At 69.9% G+C, this 15,214-nt stretch carries 15 protein-coding genes; 7 read left to right on the top strand and 8 right to left on the bottom strand.

All coding sequences use genetic code 11. The features are described from left to right. The first annotated feature begins 35 nt into the window (after positions 1-35). The gene (locus tag ABD235_RS23235; protein WP_344177444.1) at positions 36-716 is read left to right on the top strand and encodes a hypothetical protein; all 681 of its coding nucleotides are present in this window, start codon (positions 36-38) and stop codon (positions 714-716) included. A 388-nt stretch (positions 717-1,104) separates the two neighbouring features. Here the strand turns inward: ABD235_RS23235 and ABD235_RS23230 are convergent, their stop codons facing one another. The 3 genes from ABD235_RS23230 to ABD235_RS23220 form a co-directional block, all read right to left on the bottom strand. Further along, positions 1,105-1,506: a hypothetical protein gene (locus ABD235_RS23230; protein ID WP_344177442.1), complete on the bottom strand. Its 402-nt coding sequence runs from the start codon at positions 1,504-1,506 to the stop codon at positions 1,105-1,107. Positions 1,507-1,589: 83 nt separating this feature from the next. After that, the gene (locus ABD235_RS23225; RefSeq protein ID WP_344177440.1) at positions 1,590-3,653 is read right to left on the bottom strand and encodes a YhgE/Pip family protein; all 2,064 of its coding nucleotides are present in this window, start codon (positions 3,651-3,653) and stop codon (positions 1,590-1,592) included. Beyond that, entirely contained in the window at positions 3,650-4,348 is a 699-nt protein-coding gene (locus tag ABD235_RS23220) for an ATP-binding cassette domain-containing protein (protein ID WP_344177438.1), read from the bottom strand. Before ABD235_RS23220 ends, ABD235_RS23225 begins: the two co-directional genes overlap by 4 nt. 59 nt (positions 4,349-4,407) lie before the next feature. Here ABD235_RS23220 and ABD235_RS23215 point away from each other — a divergent pair, with 59 nt between their 5' ends. Continuing rightward, complete coding sequence (locus ABD235_RS23215; RefSeq protein ID WP_344177435.1) at positions 4,408-5,013, top strand: TetR/AcrR family transcriptional regulator; 606 nt, start codon at positions 4,408-4,410, stop codon at positions 5,011-5,013. On the opposite strand, the gene ABD235_RS23210 is transcribed toward ABD235_RS23215, so the two are convergent. Together ABD235_RS23210 and ABD235_RS23205 are read right to left on the bottom strand one after the other, a co-directional pair. Further along, positions 5,000-6,601: a molybdopterin-dependent oxidoreductase gene (locus ABD235_RS23210; RefSeq protein ID WP_344177432.1), complete on the bottom strand. Its 1,602-nt coding sequence runs from the start codon at positions 6,599-6,601 to the stop codon at positions 5,000-5,002. The two genes, ABD235_RS23215 and ABD235_RS23210, sit on opposite strands and share 14 nt — an antisense overlap. A gap of 72 nt (positions 6,602-6,673) precedes the next feature. Then, complete coding sequence (locus tag ABD235_RS23205; RefSeq protein WP_344177430.1) at positions 6,674-7,225, bottom strand: MarR family winged helix-turn-helix transcriptional regulator; 552 nt, start codon at positions 7,223-7,225, stop codon at positions 6,674-6,676. A gap of 205 nt (positions 7,226-7,430) precedes the next feature. Between ABD235_RS23205 and ABD235_RS23200 the strand changes: the two genes are divergently transcribed. The 3 genes from ABD235_RS23200 to ABD235_RS23190 all read left to right on the top strand — a co-directional run bounded on the left by ABD235_RS23200 (position 7,431) and on the right by ABD235_RS23190 (position 10,464). After that, positions 7,431-8,255 carry a DUF8175 domain-containg protein gene (locus ABD235_RS23200; RefSeq protein WP_344177428.1) on the top strand — a complete coding sequence of 275 codons (825 nt, stop codon included), beginning with the start codon at positions 7,431-7,433 and terminating at the stop codon, positions 8,253-8,255. Further along, positions 8,255-9,589, top strand: coding sequence for a TrbL/VirB6 family protein (locus ABD235_RS23195; RefSeq protein WP_344177426.1), 1,335 nt, complete (start codon positions 8,255-8,257; stop codon positions 9,587-9,589). The genes ABD235_RS23200 and ABD235_RS23195 overlap by 1 nt, the downstream gene beginning before the upstream one ends. Before the next feature lie 86 nt (positions 9,590-9,675). Next, positions 9,676-10,464, top strand: coding sequence for a metallophosphoesterase family protein (locus tag ABD235_RS23190; RefSeq protein WP_344177425.1), 789 nt, complete (start codon positions 9,676-9,678; stop codon positions 10,462-10,464). 120 nt (positions 10,465-10,584) lie between these two features. Here the strand turns inward: ABD235_RS23190 and ABD235_RS23185 are convergent, their stop codons facing one another. After that, positions 10,585-11,229 (bottom strand): GNAT family N-acetyltransferase, encoded by a 645-nt coding sequence (locus tag ABD235_RS23185; protein ID WP_344177423.1) that lies wholly within the window; start codon positions 11,227-11,229, stop codon positions 10,585-10,587. A 153-nt stretch (positions 11,230-11,382) separates the two neighbouring features. On the opposite strand from ABD235_RS23185, the gene ABD235_RS23180 reads away from it, so the two are divergent. Beyond that, entirely contained in the window at positions 11,383-12,309 is a 927-nt protein-coding gene (locus ABD235_RS23180; protein WP_344177421.1) for a hydroxymethylglutaryl-CoA lyase, read from the top strand. Positions 12,310-12,625: 316 nt separating this feature from the next. On the opposite strand, the gene ABD235_RS23175 is transcribed toward ABD235_RS23180, so the two are convergent. Then, on the bottom strand, positions 12,626-13,459 hold the full coding sequence (locus tag ABD235_RS23175) for a helix-turn-helix transcriptional regulator (RefSeq protein WP_344177419.1): 834 nt from the start codon (positions 13,457-13,459) through the stop codon (positions 12,626-12,628). A gap of 153 nt (positions 13,460-13,612) precedes the next feature. Then, positions 13,613-14,308 (bottom strand): EcsC family protein, encoded by a 696-nt coding sequence (locus tag ABD235_RS23170; RefSeq protein WP_344177416.1) that lies wholly within the window; start codon positions 14,306-14,308, stop codon positions 13,613-13,615. Positions 14,309-14,479: 171 nt separating this feature from the next. On the opposite strand from ABD235_RS23170, the gene ABD235_RS23165 reads away from it, so the two are divergent. Further along, on the top strand, positions 14,480-15,190 hold the full coding sequence (locus ABD235_RS23165) for an MBL fold metallo-hydrolase (RefSeq protein ID WP_344177414.1): 711 nt from the start codon (positions 14,480-14,482) through the stop codon (positions 15,188-15,190). The last annotated feature ends 24 nt before the right edge of the window (positions 15,191-15,214 follow it).

Genomic DNA, 15,214 nt, shown 5'->3' with positions numbered 1-15,214 from the left:
TGACCCCCTACATGACGCTCTTTACGGTAGGCGTCATGCTAACTGACAACACCTACCTGGCCCGTCGGCTGTTCGTGCTCGGGGAGTGGGGCGCCGCGCTGGACGTGCTGGGCCCGGACGGCGATCCCGAGTTGCGCGCGGAGATCGCTGTCGACGGCTGGTTCTTCCGGATCGAGGGGCACGAAGAGGCCGAGAAGGCGGTCGCGGCGCTCGATCCCACGTCGTCGACAGCGCACTTGCTGACCGCGCGGCTGGCGTACAGCCGGCTGCTGTTCCAGCGCGCTCCGCGCCCCGACGACCGTGCTGTCGCCGAAGCCAACTACCGCGCGGCCGTCGAGACAGGCGACGAGCTGCAGCGCGGCTGGGCCGAGTACCACTGGGCCGTCCTGCTGGACAACATTGACGACGACGCGGCCGGCGCGATCCCGCGGTACGAGGTCGCGCTCGAGATCGCGACGAGGATCGGCGACGGCCTGTTCGAGTCGTACATCATCCGGCACCTCGCGCATCTCCAGGAGCCCGCCGAGCGGATCGCGATGCTGCGCCGCTCGCTCCACCTGCGCGCCGCGCTCGGCGCCCGGCCGCAGACGATCGCCGCGCAGGCCGTGCTCGCCGAGTACCTCCCCGAAGACGACCCCGAACGCGCTGAACTTGAAAGAACCTTCCGTCCCGGCGCGGAGGAACTACGCATCGGCTGGCTCGTCTCCCAGGACTGAACCGCCAGGCTTTCGGCCATAGGCATCCGCACCCCCACAACCTGGCACTCCGCCTGTCGATTGCCCGCCGAGGTAGGACGGAGAAGTGCTCCACCTGATCCACGACGAAATCGCCACCCGCTGGCAGTCCCTGGCCACCCAGTACGACGCCCACACTCATCGTCGAGTGCATCTGCCCCGACAACCCAGAACACCGCCGCCGCCTCACCACCCGCACCCGCAACAACCCCGGCTGGCACAAGGTCCCCTGGTCCCACGTCGAACGCATGCGCACCGAATACCCACCGCTGACCGTCCCGCACCTAACCCTCAACGCCATCAATGCCCTCGAGACCAACCTCGCCCGACTCCATCAAGCCCTCGCCGACTAATCAGACCGGCCGATAAGTCACGCGCGCTGGGCGCAGATCTGGTCGGCGAGGGTGGGGGCGCCGTAGCAGCGGAGTTTGACGACGTGGGTGGGGGTGCCCAGGGCGATGATCTTGGTGACGAACCCGGGCAGCACCTCGACCGACCTGAGGAGGTCCAGCGGGACCTCGATGGAGCTCAGCTGCTGGTGGAACGCGCGGTTGAGGACATTCGGGGTGAGCGAGACCGCGGTCTCCGACAGCTCTACCCGTCCGCCGACCCACAGGCCGCCGTACTGGCGGCGGAAGCCGGCGAGCACCAGTTCGACCGGCTTCAACGAGATGTCGAGCAGTTCGAACACGGGCCCGACGGCGCGGTCGCGGAGGGCCGCGTCCTCGACGAGGAAGTTGGCTGCCTTCGAGGTGATGACCCGTCCGCCCATGCCTCAGGCTAGGACGGACCCGACCGGTCTCCAAGGGGCTGGCGATCGGGGCGAGCTGGGAGGCAACTCCCCGGACGGGCTCGTCAGAGGGCGATTTCCGGCTGGAGCTTCTTCGCGACCCAGACGCGTTGCTTGCGGGCGGCGAGGGTGGAGGCGAACAGGGCGGCGACCAGCCACGCGGCCAGGACGAGCAGGTCCTTGCCGAGCGACAGCCCTGGGCCGCCGTACATCAGGTGCCGGACGCCGTCGATGGCGTAGCTCATCGGCAGCACGTGGTGGAAGAAGTACAGGGGCGCCGGGATCGTCTGCCACGGGAACGTGCCGCCGGCGCTGACCAGTTGGATCACCATCAGGACCAGGCCGAGGAACTTGCCGATGGCACCGAACCAGGCCGACAGGGCGTGCAGGATCGCGACGAACGTGATCGAGGTCAGCATCAGGAAGCCGACGGTCAGCCAGGGGTGCGTGGCGTCGATGCCCAGGCCGATGATCACGACGGTGAAGACCAGCGCGGCCTGGATCGCGCCGAAGATCGCGGGCGGCAGCCAGCCGCCGAGCGCGACCCGGAACGGCGACTGCAGCGCGGCCAGGCCGCGTGGCGACAGCGGGCGGACGAGCAGGAACAGCACGTACGCGCCGATCCAGCAGGACAGGCTGAGGAAGAACGGCGCGAGGCCGGCGCCGTAGCTGTCGGCCGTCGCCTGTGAGGTGTTCTTCAGGCCCACCGGAGCACCGAGCGTTTCGGCGACGGCCTTGCGGGCCTCGGGCGACGGGTCCGGAATCTGCTTCGCGCCGTTGGTGAGCGCGGTGTTGAGCTGAGTCGCGCCGGTCTTCAGCTTGCCGACTCCGGTCGCGAGAGTGTTCACACCGGTCAGCAGTTGGCCCTGCCCGGTGACGGCCTGCTGCTCGCCGGTCGCGAGCTGGGAAGCGCCGGTCTGCAACTGGCCGATCCCCGTCTTCAACTGCGTGGCCCCGGTGTTGAGCTTCGAGGCGCCCGCGGCAGCACTGCTGATGCCCGAGGTGAGGGCCGGCGTCGCCGAACTCAGCGCGGCGGCACCGTTGGACACCTTCCGCGCGCCGGTCGCCAACTGGTTGAGCTGCTTGGAGGTCGACTGGATCTTGGTGTTCGCGGTGACGACCGGCGTCCGCAGCTTGGCGGTCTCGGCCAGCACCTGGTTGATCTGCGCCTGCGTGAATCCCTGCTGCTTCAGCCGTTGCGCCAACCCGGCGTCGATCGTGGTCAGGTCCTTCAGCAGCGTGCTCGACGCCGTCGCCACCTGCCGGCCGACGTCCGCGATCTTCTCGTTGCCATCAGCAACTTGATCGGCGCCGGTCGCCAGCTGCCTGGTCTGGGCCGGGAGCCCGGCCGTCTTCGTCTTCAGCGTGCCGAGTCCGGTGCTCAACTGTCCCGCGCCGGTGGCCAGCTCACCGGCGCCCTTGCCTGCCGAGGTCAGCCCCGTCGACAGCTTCGTCGCTCCGGCCGACAGCTGCTTCTGCGCGTTGTTGAGCTGGGTCGCGCCGCTCTGCAGCTTGACCACGCCGGTGTTCGCCGATGTCAGCCCGCTCTGCAGCTGCCCGGCGCCGGTCGCGGCCTGGCTGATCTGCCCGTGGATGGTGCTGAATCCGGCCAGCAACTTGCTCGCCGCGGTCTCGCTCACCTGCGCCGCGACGGTCTTGGTCACCTGGGCGACGACCTGGTTCGCGATCGTGTGCGCGAGGTAGTTGTTCGCGTCGTTGGTGGTCAGCTCGAGCATCGCCTGCCGCGGCGTGAACTCCGCGCTCGACGCGAGATCCGCCGAGAACGTCTTCGGCAGCACCAGCGCGAACTCGTACCGGCCGTCCGACACGCCCTGGTTCGCCTCGGCGCGGTCGACGCGGTGCCAGTCGAAGCTCTTCGAGTTCACCAGTTCGTCGGCGACCTGCGGCCCGACCGCGAGCTTCTCACCGGTCGACAGCGTCGTACCGGCGTCCTCGACGACGACCGCGGTCGGGACCTTGTCGAGCCGGCCGTACGGGTCGTGGTTCGCGTACAGGTACAGCCCGCCGTACAGCATCGGGACGCACAGCAGCGCGACCACCGCGAGCTTCGGCAACCGCCCCGCGGTCAGTCGCCGCAGTTCGCTCAGGGCCATCCGGACGGCGGTCATGCCTGGTCCTCGTCTTCCTCGGTCGTCTCGTCTTCGTCGGGCGCTACCTTCAGGGGCTCGACCTTCACCGGGTCCGGCTGGTTCACCGCACCCATCTGCGCAGCCGGTACGCCGAGCAGCCGCGCCGACGCGTCCGCACACGTCACCAGCACCGCGTAGCCACGCGACGCCAGCTCCTGGCCCACGCCGTACCAGCGGTGCGGATCGCCGCCGAACCGGTCCGGCATCGTCAGGATCACCACGGTGACGTCCGGTCGCGCGACCGTCAGCTCCGCCAGCAGCCGGGTCCGTACGTCGACCGGCAGGTGCTCGAACCGCTTGTCCGCATGCTCGGCCGCGTCGTGGGACTCAAGCCAGGTCTGCACGGCCTTGCCACCGGCCTTCCGTCCCGCGATCGCCAGCTCCTCGCCGACCACGGCCTTCACCGGCAGAGCGTCGTCCGGCTCGGTGATGCCCGGCGCGTCGACCACCGCGACCCGCCGCCGCAGTACGGCGAGATCGCTCTTGCCGTCGAGCTTCACCTCACCGCCGTCGGGCACGAGCCGCCCGGACAGCGCGAGCGACGCCGCGACGTGGCCGGGACCGGGGTAGCCGGTCAGCAGCACCAGCTCGTGGTCACTGACGTCGACCGACGTCGCGTCCAGCAGTGGCGCGTGCGGACCGCGCACGCTGATCGCGTAGGCCCTGAGCTGCATCCGTCGTACCCCGTTTCAATACGGTTGTGTATCCAATACAGAACTGTATCCTACTGACCATGGAAACCCCGAAGCGCCGTCGCTCCGCCACCCGGGCCCGCCTGCTCGAAGGCGCGCTGGAGGTGTTCGCCGAGCGCGGGTTCCACGGCGCCTCGGTGGAGGACATCTGCGACCGGGCCGGCTTCACGCGCGGCGCGTTCTACTCGAACTTCGGCTCCAAGGACGAGCTGGTCCTGGCGTTGTTCGAGGCGACGACGGACCGCCTGCTGGAGCAGATCACCGCCCTGCTGCCGGAGCTGGCCACCCAGCCCGGCACGCTGCTCGACGCCGTACTGGGTCTGCTGGACGACGCCGCGCCCGATCAGCGGCAGTGGCACCTGATCTCCACGGAGTTCACTCTGCACGCGCTGCGCAGTCCCGACGCCGCCGACGCGCTGATCCGGCAGCGCACGGTCTTCCGTCAACGGCTGACCGAGCTGGTCGAGGAGATCGTCCGGACCAGCGAGTTACAGCTGAGCGTGCCCGCCGATCAGTTCGTGCGTCTGGTCGTCGCGGTGCACGAAGGCGCCCGCGCCCAAAGCCTGCTCGAGCCGGATGCCGTACCGGCCGGCTCGCTCGAGCACACCTTCCTGCCGATGGTGCTGGACGCGGTCAGCCGACCTTGATGTCCACGCTGTGCAGGCCGGTCGAGCCGTTCGGCGCGGGTGGCGCCTGGCTCTCGACCTGAGGGTTGCCCTTGGCATCGAACGCGCGGACCTGCAGGACGTGGTTGCCGCGCGGGGCGTTCCAGGTCCAGTGCCACTGCCGCCACGTGTCGGTCGAGGGGTCGGCAGCCAGCGTCGCCTCCTGCCACGCGCCACCGTCCACGCGGACCTCGACCTTCGAGACGCCGACGTGCTGGTCCCAGGCGACCCCGGCGACGGTGACCTGACCCACCGACGCCTTCGACCGCGGGACGTCGATCCGCGACGACAGCTTGATCGGGCCGAGCTCGTCCCAGCCGCGCGGCGTCCAGTACGCCTCGAACTGGTCGAACCGGCTCACCTCGATGTCGGTCAGCCACTTGGTCGCGGACACGTACCCGTACAGACCCGGTACGACGATCCGTACCGGGAACCCGTGCTCCAGCGGCAGCGGCTCCCCGTTAATCGCGAACGCGAGCATCGACTCCCGGTTGTCGGTCAGCGTGCTGAGCGGCGTACCGGCGGTGAAGCCGTCCTTCGACGTCGACAGGATCGCGTCGGCGTCCTTCGACGGCCCGGCCTCGGCGAGCAGGTCCTTCAGCAGTACGCCGGACCAGAGCGCGTTGCCGATCAGGTCGCCGCCGACCTCGTTGCTCACGCAGGTCAGCGTCACCCACTTGTGCACGACCGGGCGCTTCAGCAGGTCGGCGAAGCTCAGCTCGATCTCGCGGTCGACCATGCCGTGGATCTTGAGCCGCCAGTCGGCGGGCGTGATCAGCGGGACGGACAGCGCGGTGTCGATCCGGTAGAACTCGTCGTTCGGAGTCGCCCACGCGACCGCCCCAGGAGCCTGTACGCCGGCCGGCGGGTCGAGGCTCGGCGGCTTCGGGATGTCGAGCCCGTCGCGGGCCTCGGCGACGGCGGCCCGGTGGCCACCGGCAACCTTGCCCAAGGCACCTATCGCCACCGTGCCGAGGGCGACGCCGCCGGCCAGCTGGAGGAACCCGCGGCGGCTGACGCCGTCGTCGTTGTGGAGTTCGGTCAGGCGGTTGGAGAAGAGTCTCAGCAGCAGGAGCGCGGTGATTCCGGCGACCATTGACGGCACGAAACCGGTCTGGCCGGAGTCGGGCCGGGTCGCTGCCGCGATGACGGCGATGCCGGCCAGGACGATGACGACGGCGGCGCCCGCGGCGTACCGGCGTACGGCGAGAATGCCGCCGAGGGCGGCCAGGGCGAGCAGCACGATCAGGATGCCGGCCCGGAGCGCGGTCTTGTCGTGCGTGCCGAACAGGGAGATGGCCAGGTCCTTGAGCCACGGCGGCACGCGGTCGATGAAGGCCGAGCCGATCGCGACCACGGGAGTCTGGCGGGTGCCGAGCAGGGCAGCGGCAACGCTGCCGGCGGCAAGGCCTGCGAGAGCGGCGAGTACGCCGCCGAGTGCCGCGCGGACGTGGAGACCGCGGCGGCCGTGCGGTTCGAGCTCGCGTGAACCGCGGTCACCCGGGTGTGGACCGCCAGAGCGGTCGGACGTGGCGGGGGGTGTGCCGGTGGGGACCTGAGGGTGGTTCACAGCTCAACTGTCCCGCTCGGTGGCGCCCGGCACCAGCCGGGCGCCACATCCGTTAGGAGCGGGTAATGCGGGTCAGATGCGGTTGGGGCTGACCGGCGGAAGGCCGGGTCGGCCGTTGGGCCAGCGACGGGCGTTGTCCCGCACCCGCCGGAGCCGGCCGAGGACGAGCTCGCGCTCGTCGGCCAGCTGGGACATCCACAGGCTGTCGATCTCCAGGAGGTGGTCGGGCAGCGCTTCGCGCAGCCGTCGCTTTCCTTCCTCCGTGAGAACCGCGAACGAACCGCGGGCATCGTCGGGACAGGGCTCCCGACGTACCAGACCGAGGTTCTCGGCGCGGTCGACCAGCCGGGTGATGCCGCCGGTGGTGACGGTCAACTCCCGGGCGAGTGAGGTGAGACGCTGCTTCTCCCCGTGGCTACGGGCAAGCCGCAGCAACAGTTCGAACATTGCCATTTGCAGACCACTGCGCTTCAGGGAATGGCGCATCAGATGATCGAGTTCGGCTGCTGCTTCACGCAGCAGGCCGTACGCGGTGATCACGTCGCTTTCCCAGGGTTCGGCGACGGGAGTGGGTTCTGCATCGGCGAGCGCTAGGGGCGAGCTAAGCGTAGGCGCGATGGTCATGCGCGGACTCTATTAGCTGACTAGGTCACTTCGCTACACGGGGTGACCTTTCGGCTACAGGTCGAGACACGATCGAAGGATTTCCGAGCGTGACCCGGACCACTTCACGCCTTAGCTTGCCCCGCCTGTGGATAACTTCCGCGGCGGTTCCCCGATCTTTGCCAGCCTAGATCCACCAGCAAAGCCACACCGACCGGGGGCCCAGATGACCGACCAGGAAGACCCGACGCCCTACACCCGAGGCTTCGTAGCCGCCGCCATAGTCATCGGCGCAGTCCTCATCTGCGGCACCCTCCTGCTGTTCACCGGCCCGGCTGACGCAGGCAACACCTCGGCCGGAGCCCCCGGTACGACGACCGCCGGCACCGGCGGCGAGAACTCGCCACCCACCACGAGCACCACGGATCCAGGCACCTCGCCTCCAACTGTTTCTCCGGCCGCCGCGGCCTCAACCCCCGCGACCTCCCCGGCCGCATCGCCGCAAACCTCAGCCAAAACCTGCGATCTCCCCGAAGACGACCAAACCATCCCCACCAAAGCCCCACCAGTAGAGACCTGGGAAGTCAGCCGCCGAGTAGTGGTCCCCCGCTCAACCACCTACGGCCCCACGACAACAGACAACGACGGCTTCAGAAGATGCTTCGCCCACTCCCCAACGGGAGCCGTCTACGCCGCCTACAACGCGATCGCCGCCCTCGGCGACCAGCACCAAGCCATCCCCACCACCAAGAAGCTCATGCTCCCCGGCCCCGACACCACCGCCCTCCTCACCAAGCTCAAAACCGAAGACCCGTCAGAGAACGGCGCGGCAGCCCAACTGGCCGGCTTCCGCATCCTCGACGCCACCAAGGACCGCGTCACCGTCGTACTGGCCCTCCCCGTCGAGGAGCAGTACATGAGCGCCAACCTCACTCTCGTCTGGCACGACGACGACTGGCGAGTCGTCCCGCCCAAACCGGGCGACCAGTTCGGCGCCCCGTTCTCTCAGCACCGCGACCTCGACGACTTCGTCACCTGGAAGGGACTCTGATGTGCAGCCCAGTGGATGTGCCGTGCGGCATCAAGGAGGGCTTCGCCTCGATGGTGACCAACCAGTTCGACCTCCTCGCCACCAAGCTCGGTGAGCTGGCCGAGTCCGGCCTGACCGCGGTGTCGACGTTCTGGATCACGAACGACGACGTCCAGCCCGACCCGATCGCCACCCAGCACGGCAACACCTGGACCGCCAGCGACCCGGTCGCCCTCCTGCACAGCCACACGATGGCCCTGTCGATCACGGTCTTCGTGATCGCCGTCGTCGTCGCCGGGATGCGCACCGCCTGGGAGCAGCGCGCCGAACCACTCCGCGAACTGCTCAAGGCCACGCTGACCCTCGTCGTGGTCGCCGGCGCCGGTACGGCGTTCATCCAGGTCCTGGTCGAGATCTCCGACGGGATCGCGCTGGCCGTGATCAAGGAGGCGAAGCTCGACGCGGCCTCGGACCAGGCGCTCGGCAAGGCGTTGTTCCAAGGCATCAGCCTGTCCAGGGCAACGGCCGACCTCCCACTCGTCGCCACGATGTTCTTCGCGGTCGCGGTCTTCATGGCGTCCGTCGTCCAGGTGATCCTGCTGCTGATCCGCTCGGCCATGCTCGTCCTGCTCGCCGGGACCTTCCCCTTGGCGGCCGCCGCGACGAACACCGAGGTCGGCAAGGCCTGGTTCCGCAAGTACTGCGGCTGGGTGCTCGCCTTCGTCGCCTACAAACCCGCCGCCGCCTTGGTCTACGCCGCGGCGTTCAAGATGACGCAGACCGGGATCCGGCAACCCGACGGCAACACCCTCGTCAACGCCATGGGCGGCCTGATGATGATGCTCCTCGCCGTCTTCGCGTTGCCCGCGCTGCTTCGCCTCGTCGTACCGGTCACCGCGGCCGTAGCCGGCGGAGCAGCCGGCAGCGGTTCCACTCTCGCCGACCCCGGCGGCCTGGCCACCGGCGCCATCAACGCCGGCCGAGGCGCCCTGGGCGCCCGCTCCACCGGCGGCGGCCGCAGCGGTGTGGGTGGAGGCGGTGGTGGTGGCGGAGGAGGCGGCGGTGGTGGTGGCGGCGGAGGCGGCGGTGGCGGCGGTGGCGCGTTGAAGGGCGCGGCCTCCGGCGCCATCGGCGTCGGCCTCGCGGCCGGTGGCGCGGCAATGAGCGGTTCGAAGAAGGCCGGCGGTGCCCTCGCCGGCGCAGCCGCCCACTCCGCCGGCGAAGCAGGCGGCGGTACCCCCACCTCCGGCACGGGCGGCGGGGGCCGAGGCTGGAGCACCTCCCGCCGCCCGCAACCCACCAAACCCTCCAGCCCCGAGCCCACCCCCGCCGGCCCCACCGGCAGCAACCCCTGACCCCCAGCTCCATGCCCACCCGCACCCCGCAGACCACCCCGCCACCCACTCGCTCCACGACCCCAAGCACCACAGATGATGGCCTTATGCCTCTGGAACGCATCGCCCTGATCTCGGACGTCCACGGCAACCTCACCGCCCTGGAGGCCGTCCTCGCCGACATCAGGTCGCGCGGCATCCAGCGGATCTTCAACCTCGGCGACTACGTCGGCAAAGGACCGCGCGGCCAGGCCGTCGTCGACCTCTGCCAGCAGGTCTGCGAGGTCAACATCCTCGGCAACTGGGACGACTTCCTCCCCGACCCCGACCGCACCTACGACAACGAAGCCATGCGCTGGTGGAAGAACGAGCTCCGCGAAGACCAGTGGACCTGGCTACGCGCCCTCCCGTTCTGCCACGACTTCGTCCTCAGCGGTCGCCAGATCCGCCTGTTCCACGCCTCCGCCGGCACCGTCCACCACCGCGTCAGGTTCGACCACGACGAGAAGGAGTTCCTCGGCATGTTCGAGAACACCGAGGCGACCGGCGACGGCCCGCTCCCCACCGTCGTCGGCTACGGCGACACCCACGACGCGTTCTACGAGGTCGACCTCGACCGCACCCTCTTCAACACCGGCAGCGTCGGCAACAGCCTCGGCGACACCACCCCCGTCTACGTCATCCTCGAAGGCATCCCCGACACCCCAGACCCGGCCCCGTTCTCCATCCAGTTCGTCCGAGTCCCGTACGACGCCGCAGCCGAACTGGAGATCGCCCGCACCCTCGGCATGCCCGAACTGGCCGGCTACGAATCCGAGATCATCCACAACATCTACCGCGGCGACCTCTACAGCGGCACCACCCCGACGTACCACCGCCCTCCACCGTCGGTCTGACCCGGCTGAGGAGCTCGGTGCGCCGGTCGTGTACCAGCAACCCGGTCCAAGCCGATTGCCGTCCACGACAACGCGCGGCTGGCGCCGGATCGACGAGGTTCCGCCCGGCGTCGTACGCCCTCACCGCACGAGCAGGGCCTCCGAGCCGACCGGGACGTAGCCGGCGGCGAGGAACATGCGGAGGGAGGCGGCGTTGCCTGGGGTCACCTGGGCCCAGATGTGGGTGCCCGCCGGGACGAGAGCGCGGGCGGCTCGGGCCAGGTGGCGGCCGATGCCTTGGCCTCGGGAGGTTTCGGGGACCTCCAGGGCGACTTCCTGCCGCCCGGCGAGACCGCGGCCGGTGAGGACGAGGCCGCCGGTGGAGGTCGTGTACGCCTGTACCTCGTCGCGATAGCGCCGGGCCCGACGGATCCTCGGGTGGGACTCGTCCGTGAACGGTGTCAGCCCGGCGACCAGCTCGGCGCACTCGGCCGCGTCGGCGAGCGCCGGCGCGAGCAGCATCGCGTCGATGCCGTTGACCTCGCGGCCGGTGAACTGTTCGAGGGCGTGCAGGAACGGCGGGTTGAGCGGTGCGGCGAGGTCGGTCAGGTCGAGGTGCTCGGCGATCCACTCCGGCGGGACGTCCGCGGCGACGACCAGGTGCCCGGTCAGGCCGATCACGCAGGTGTCGCGGGACGACGGCGCCGGTACGACGGACGTGGTGAGGTCGGGGGCCGGAAACACCCCGTTCTCGATCCCGCGCAGAATGTCGGCCAGAGTTGTCATCACGAGCCATTCTGGGGGAGAACCCTCCACGGCTCGGATCAAGGACCGGCCCACCGGCGGGTCCAACGGCACAGGCACGATCGATCGGACGACGAGTCCAGGGACGTGTCGCGCAGAGGTTCGCCGTACGGCGGTCTCGGGACGGAGGTCAGGGTGCGGAAGCCGCAGCGGGCGACGGTGGAGGGGCTGCCGGAGCGGGTGACGATCTACGAGGTCGGCCCGCGCGACGGGCTGCAGAACGAGGACGCGATCGTCGACGTCGCCGTGAAGGCCGAGTTCGTACGACGGCTCGCCGACGCGGGGCTGACGACGATCGAGACGACGAGCTTCGTGCATCCCAAGTGGGTTCCACAGCTCGCGGACGCGGCCGAGCTGCTGAAGCTGATCGAGCTGCCGGACGCCGTACGGGCGCCTGTTCTGGTCCCGAACGAACGCGGCCTCGACCGCGCGCTCGAGGCCGGCGTCCAGGAGATCGCGATCTTCGCCAGCGCCACCGAGACGTTCGCGCAGAAGAACCTGAACTCGACGCTCGACGACCAGTTCGCGATGTTCACGCCGACGGTCGAGCGCGCGCTCGCGGCCGGTCTGGCGGTCCGCGGGTACGTGTCGATGTGTTACGGCGACCCGTGGGAGGGCGACGTACCGGTCGACCAGGTCGTCGCGGTCACCAAGCGTCTCGCCGACCTCGGCTGCCACGAACTCTCCCTCGGCGACACCATCGGCGTCGCCACCCCCGGCCAGGTGATCGACCTGATCGGCGGACTCCAGCAGGCCGGCGTCGGCGTCGACCAGCTCGCCGTCCACTTCCACGACACGTACGGCCAAGCGCTCGCCAACACCCTCACCGCACTGCGCGAAGGCGTCACCGTCGTCGACAGCTCGGCGGGCGGACTCGGCGGGTGTCCGTACGCCGAATCCGCCACCGGCAACCTCGCCACCGAAGACCTCGTCTGGCAACTCGACGGCCTCGGCATCGAAACCGGCGTCGACCTCGAAAAGCTCGTCGCCACCAGCGTCTGGATGTCCCAGCAACTGGGCAAACCAGCCGCCAGCCGAGTAGTCCAAGCCCTCGCCGGCTGACCCACCCGCCTCGCCGGAACTCCACTCACACCTCGCCGAGACTCCAACCAGCCTGCGCGGCCCAGCGCTCAGCGCCGGCCATCAGCACGTCGGTGGCCGGCGCTTTCACCTGCCCGTACTCGGCAAGCCCCAGCACACTCGCACGTCCGACTTCCAATCGCCGGCGCGAACACCAGCTTCCGGCACCTACTCCTGCCGACACCCCAACCCGATTCCACACCTCAGGCCGCAACCGCAACCCCGGCCGCACCCTTCCCCGGGCGGCTGGCTCTCAGGCGGAGGGGGGCGAGCGCCTCTCGTGGGTAGGGTGCCGCCCTCACCGGGCGGCAGGCTCCAGGCGGGTCAAGGGCAGCCTTGTGCGGGTGAGCTCGTCCGACGGCGTCTCCACGAACATCACCAGATCCGGATGCGCAGGCACCGCCAGCTCCGTGACCGTGAAGCGCAGCTCGCCTGCAACAGGGTGCACCACGTGCCGCGGCCGGGGCGCGCACTCGGCGACCTCGTGCCGTGCCCACAGCTCGTCGAACTCGGGGCTCACCGCCCGCAGGCGGTCGATGTCGGTTTCCCACACCCGGTCGCCCAGATGTTCGCCGTACGCCGAACGCAGGCGGCCCACCAGGTACGGGACCTCGGTGTCGTAGTTCAGCAGCTGCTGACGCGCGAGCGGCTCGGTGACGATGCACCAGAGGAGGTTCTTGTGGACGCACGGCAGCGTGTGCCAGTCGTGGAACAGGTCGGCGAACGCGTCGTTGGTCTGCAGGATGTCGAAGCGCCGGTTGGTGATCACCGCGGGCAGCGGGTCGAGCGCGGTGACGATCTCGGCCATCACCAGCTCGTTCGCGCAGACGCCGGCGCGCGGCGGGCGGGCCGGGGTCGCTTCCGCCAGTCGGTACAGGTGTTCGCGTTCGACGTCGCTCAGGCGGAGCGTCGTCGCGACGGCGTCGAGGACCTGGCCGCTCACGTTGATCGGTCGGCCCTGCTCGAGCCACGTGTACCAAGTGACGCCGACGCCGGCCAGCTGGGCGAGCTCCTCGCGACGCAGGCCGGGCGTACGGCGACGCCCGCCCGCAGGCAGCCCGACGGCACCGGGGGCGACCTGGGCGCGCCGCGCCTTCAGGAACTCCCCGAGCTCGGCCCGGCGGTTGCTCACCAGCAGATCGTCGCACCGACCGCCGACAGTTTCACCGCAGTTTCGAGGGCGGCCGCGCTGACCGGCCCTGCGAGTTGGCTTCGCTGCGACCGGGGACGGTGGTGGGGGCTGCGGCCGAGAAGAAGAGGATCGGTTGCCCGGCGTACGGCGTGGCTACGGCTCGATCGGGCGCCGGATCCGGCGGACCAGGCTCTGGTCGGCGTACTGACCGATCCGGTACGTCGACCACCCGTCGACCCCGCCACCGACCACGCCGCCGAGCAGCGGGACGCGCCGCGTCACCGTGATCGCCATCCGCTTGCCGCCGATCCGTGCGACCAGTTCGGCGACCACCTCACCCGCGACCAGGCGATCGAGCTCCGGATCGAACACCGGCGCTGTCGCGATCCCGAGCGGTGACGTCGGCAGGCTCGACTTCTTCAGCCGGTCCGTCACCCCGTCCTCACCGAGCAGGCACATGATCACCGCGGTCCGCACCCGCGGGTCGCCGAGGTCGTACCCGCGCAGGTGCGCGATCGCGGCGACCATCCGCGCCTGCACGATCGCCAGGCCGGTCAGGTTGGCCGGCAGGGCGACCGGAAGCGTCACCAGACCGCCGATGCTCGTGACGAACCCCTGCACGCCGGCGAGCCGGATGTGCTGGTCGATCACCGCCTCGATCGCGGCCGCGACGTCGTCGCCGGAGCGGGCCAGCTTGGTGTCGGCGATCTTCTCCGCGCCGGGGAACCGCTGGTACCCGTCGATCGCGATCTCCAGGACCTGCCGGAGGATTCCGGCGGCGGCCTGCGGCGCGAATCGCTGGGCAGCGGGCGCGAGACTGCTGGCGACGAACCTTGCTACTCCGGCCACGGTTCTCCTCGAGGCTTGGGTACAACGCACCCACCCGGCCTCCGCGGGCGGCGCACCTTCAAGACTACGTGCCCACTCCGCACACGCCACTCCGGAACAACCCGGACCGCGCCCTGGCCACCCAGCTGCTCGAGGACGCGCGACGACCCGCCCGGCGGGTTGGATACCGCCATGAGGATGACTGTCGTCGGCTGCGCAGGCTCTGATCCAGGACCGGACTCGGCCGCGTCCAGCTACCTGGTGGAGAAGGACGGCTACCGCCTGCTCCTCGATCTCGGCGCCGGCGCGGCCGGACCGCTGCTGCGGTACGCCGCTGCCGAGGACATCGGCGCGGTGATCCTGTCCCACGCGCACTCCGACCACTGGGCGGACGTCACGCAACTGTCGTACTACCGCTCCAAGGCGATCCGCGAGGGATCCGACTGCGGGCCGCTGCCGATCTACGGGCCGTCGGACATGAACGACGTCCTGACCAGCAATCCCGACGACTTCACCAGCACGTACGCCGCGGCAGGTGAGCTCGAGCTGGGCCCGATCCGGGTCCGGCTCGCGCGGGTCGAGCACGGCGAGTGCTGGGCCAGCCGGATCGACGACGTGCTCTGCTACACGGCCGACACCGAGCCGTGCGCCGCGATCGAGGAGCTGGCCGAGGGGTGTGGCGTGCTGCTGGCGGAGGCGTCGGGCTTCGACGCGGACGGACCGATGCGCGGGCACCTGACCGCCGGTGACGCGGGCCGGTTGGCGGCCAAGTCCGAGGCGAGGTTGCTGATCCTGACCCATCTGCGCTCCTGGCAGGATCATCTGCGCCTGCTCGACGAGGCGTCGCAGGTCGCGGGCTGCCCGGTCGTCCTGGCGACTCCAGGTCTCCGGGTCGCTCTCTGATCACCTGCCCGGCGTACAGGCTCA

This window comes from Kribbella lupini, from assembly GCF_039529595.1.
GTDB lineage: Bacteria > Actinomycetota > Actinomycetes > Propionibacteriales > Kribbellaceae > Kribbella > Kribbella lupini.
Note: the sequence above shows the minus strand (reverse complement) of the source record. Positions and strands in the feature narration are given on the sequence as shown.

Coding starts and splice junctions, on each gene's coding strand:
- ABD235_RS23190 (WP_344177425.1), top strand. CDS start 9,676: ATGCCTCTGGAACGCATCGCCCTGATCTCGGACGTCCACGGCAACCTC.
- ABD235_RS23205 (WP_344177430.1), bottom strand. CDS start 7,225: ATGACCATCGCGCCTACGCTTAGCTCGCCCCTAGCGCTCGCCGATGCA.
- ABD235_RS23165 (WP_344177414.1), top strand. CDS start 14,480: ATGAGGATGACTGTCGTCGGCTGCGCAGGCTCTGATCCAGGACCGGAC.
- ABD235_RS23235 (WP_344177444.1), top strand. CDS start 36: ATGCTAACTGACAACACCTACCTGGCCCGTCGGCTGTTCGTGCTCGGG.
- ABD235_RS23195 (WP_344177426.1), top strand. CDS start 8,255: ATGTGCAGCCCAGTGGATGTGCCGTGCGGCATCAAGGAGGGCTTCGCC.
- ABD235_RS23185 (WP_344177423.1), bottom strand. CDS start 11,229: ATGACAACTCTGGCCGACATTCTGCGCGGGATCGAGAACGGGGTGTTT.
- ABD235_RS23225 (WP_344177440.1), bottom strand. CDS start 3,653: ATGACCGCCGTCCGGATGGCCCTGAGCGAACTGCGGCGACTGACCGCG.
- ABD235_RS23200 (WP_344177428.1), top strand. CDS start 7,431: ATGACCGACCAGGAAGACCCGACGCCCTACACCCGAGGCTTCGTAGCC.
- ABD235_RS23215 (WP_344177435.1), top strand. CDS start 4,408: ATGGAAACCCCGAAGCGCCGTCGCTCCGCCACCCGGGCCCGCCTGCTC.
- ABD235_RS23220 (WP_344177438.1), bottom strand. CDS start 4,348: ATGCAGCTCAGGGCCTACGCGATCAGCGTGCGCGGTCCGCACGCGCCA.
- ABD235_RS23230 (WP_344177442.1), bottom strand. CDS start 1,506: ATGGGCGGACGGGTCATCACCTCGAAGGCAGCCAACTTCCTCGTCGAG.